This window comes from Planktotalea sp., assembly GCF_049680325.1.
In the GTDB taxonomy this organism is placed as follows: domain Bacteria; phylum Pseudomonadota; class Alphaproteobacteria; order Rhodobacterales; family Rhodobacteraceae; genus Planktotalea.
The window spans coordinates 1-2,929 of the sequence record NZ_JBAUHO010000258.1; the positions used below are offsets into that span (position 1 = coordinate 1).

Annotated in this window: 2 protein-coding genes; both read left to right on the forward strand. The window is 55.0% G+C overall.

All coding sequences use genetic code 11. The features are described from left to right. On the forward strand, nucleotides 1-705 hold a 705-nt coding region (locus WBC85_RS11780; RefSeq protein ID WP_424437170.1), incomplete at its 5' end, for a Hint domain-containing protein. Between the two features lie 99 nt (nucleotides 706-804). After that, nucleotides 805-2,929 (forward strand): malate synthase G (locus WBC85_RS11785; RefSeq protein WP_424437173.1); only part of this gene is annotated, 2,125 nt, incomplete at its 3' end.

Below are 2,929 nucleotides of genomic sequence, written 5' to 3' on the forward strand. Positions count from 1 at the left end.
TCTATAGCCCATCGGATTTCGTCGGTGGCTTGCCAGCAGAATCCGGCGCGGCAGCTGCCGGAACGGCCACGTTTACGCTCCAACTATTGCCAGGGGCCACAGGAACGCACATCGCACAACCAGCCGAATGCGTATGATGATTACGTCGCCTGTTTCACGGATGGTACGAAAATCCAAACCAAGTTTGGCTTGGTTGAAATCGCGGATATTGCGGTTGGCGATGGAGTCATGACACTTGAAAATGGCGTGCAGGAGATCCTTTGGGTCGGCAAAACCACGGTGCGCGGCACCGGGCGGCTTGCGCCGATTTGTTTTGCGCCCGGTGCGATCGGGAATTCAAGCGAGTTGCGCCTATCGCCAAACCATCGCGTGTATGTCAGCAATCCCATGGTCCAACTCTACTTTGGCTCAGAGGCGGCCCTGATCGCGGCTAAATCCTTGGTGGACGATAAAGATATTACGATTCAAGAGGTTGAGGAGGTTACCTATTACCACATCCTCACCGCGCAGCACGATATCGTTTTCGCCAATGGCGCACCGACCGAGACCCTGTTTTTGGGCGCCCAAGGCCAGCACGCAATCGGGGCGGACGCAAAAACAGAGATTCAAACGTTGTTTCCCGAATTGTTCGAGACGTCACACGAGATGAGCACTGCCCTTCCCTGCTTGCGTTCGCATGAGGCGGCTTTGCTGGGCGAAAAGTAAATCTACGCAAATCCCGAAGGGTCTTTCAAATCAACGCGTGTTGCCGATAGGAAACTTCTGGAATACCTCTTGCAAAAGCAAAGCTTAGCGGAGGATTTCATGGTACAGCGGATTGAAAAACACGGGCTTCAGGTCGATCAGGTTCTGGTGGAATTCATTGAAGGTGCCGCGCTCAAAGGGACCGGCATTAGTGCGGACACGTTCTGGCAAGGGCTGTCTGACCTCGCACATACGTTCGGGCCTAAGAACCGCGAACTTCTGGCGACACGCGAAGCGATGCAGTCAAAACTGGATGCTTGGCACCGTGAGCATAAAGGCAGCGCAGCAACGCAGGAGGTCTATCTGAACTTCCTGCGCGAGATCGGATATCTGGAACCTGAAGGCGATGATTTCCAAATCGATACAGCCAATGTTGATCCGGAAATCGCATCGATTCCCGGACCGCAGCTTGTTGTGCCTGTCACCAATGCGCGCTTTGCTTTGAATGCTGCAAACGCACGTTGGGGTAGCCTCTATGACGGGTTCTATGGCACCGATGCCATGGGCAACCTGCCACCAAAAGGTCCATATGACAAAGGCCGCGGGGCGCGGGTTGTGGCGCGCGCACGAGTTCATTTGGACGAGTTTTTCCCGATTGCAGGAACATCGCATGCAGATGCGCGCCGGTATCACGTTAAGGATGGCGCGTTGCTTGTTGACGATTTGCCATTGATGCAGCCAGAGAAGTTCATCGGTTTTCAAGGCCACCCGAAAGCGCCGTATTCAGTTCTGCTGCGCAACAATGGTCTGCATGTAGAGCTGGTCTTTGATCGCACGCACCCGATTGGCAGTCACGATCAGGCAGGTCTTGCAGATGTGGTGCTGGAAAGCGCGCTTTCGGCAATTATGGATTGCGAAGACAGCGTTGCTTGCGTCGATGCGGAAGACAAGGTCGTGGCCTATGCGAACTGGTTGGGCCTGATGAAGGGTGATCTTGAGGAAACATTCGAAAAGGGCGGCAAAGTGATGACGCGCCGTTTGAACCCTGATCGTGTTTATACGGGCGCGAGCGGGGGCGAGGTGACGCTGAAAGGACGCGCGTTGCTTTGGGTGCGCAATGTTGGGCACTTGATGACCAACCCTGCAATTCTGGACCGCGATGGTTTGGAAATCGGCGAGGGTCTTATGGATGCGCTTTGCACTGTAATGATCGCGATGCATGACCTCAAACGCGAGAGCGGCAATTCGGTGCATGGTTCGGTCTATATTGTGAAACCGAAGATGCATGGCGCGCTCGAAGTTGCCTTTGCGGACGAGATTTTCAGCAAGGTCGAAGATATCCTTGGCTTGCCGCGCAATACGGTCAAGATCGGGATCTTGGACGAAGAGCGTCGCACTTCGGCAAACCTCAAGAATTGTATCCGCGCCGCCAAATCGCGTGTCGCTTTTATCAACACCGGCTTTTTGGATCGCACAGGCGATGAAATTCATACCTCGATGGAGGCAGGGCCGTTCAGCCGTAAAGATTTTATCAAGCGCAAGCCCTGGATCGGGGCCTATGAGAACCTGAACGTGGATATCGGTCTGGAGTGCGGTCTGAAAGGGCGTGCGCAGATCGGCAAAGGCATGTGGGCGATGCCTGACATGATGGCCGCGATGCTGGAGCAAAAGATCGATCACCCGAAAGCGGGCGCAAGCTGTGCATGGGTGCCAAGCCCGACAGCGGCAACGCTGCATGCGCTGCACTATCACAAGATTGACGTAGGTGCGGTGCAAGACAAAATCAAAGCGGGCGGTCGGCGCAGCAACGTAGAAACGCTGCTGGAAATTCCGCTGGCCAAATATGCAAGCTGGACCGCAGAGCAACTGCAACGCGAGGTCGAGAACAACGCGCAGGGTATTCTTGGCTATGTGGTCCGCTGGATCGACCAAGGCGTCGGTTGCTCGAAAGTGCCTGATATCAACGATGTAGGGCTTATGGAGGATCGCGCAACCTGCCGTATCTCCAGCCAGGCGCTTGCGAACTGGCTTCATCATGGCGTGGTCAGCAAAGATCAGGTCAATGCCGCAATGCAGAAGATGGCCGAAGTGGTTGATCGCCAGAACGAGGGCGATAATCTTTACCGCAAGATGTCACCGGGCTTTGATACGATTGCTTACAAGGCGGCTTGCGAGCTGGTGTTTGAAGGGCGTGCGCAGCCGTCGGGTTATACCGAGCCTGTCTTACATGCGCGCCGTCTAGAGC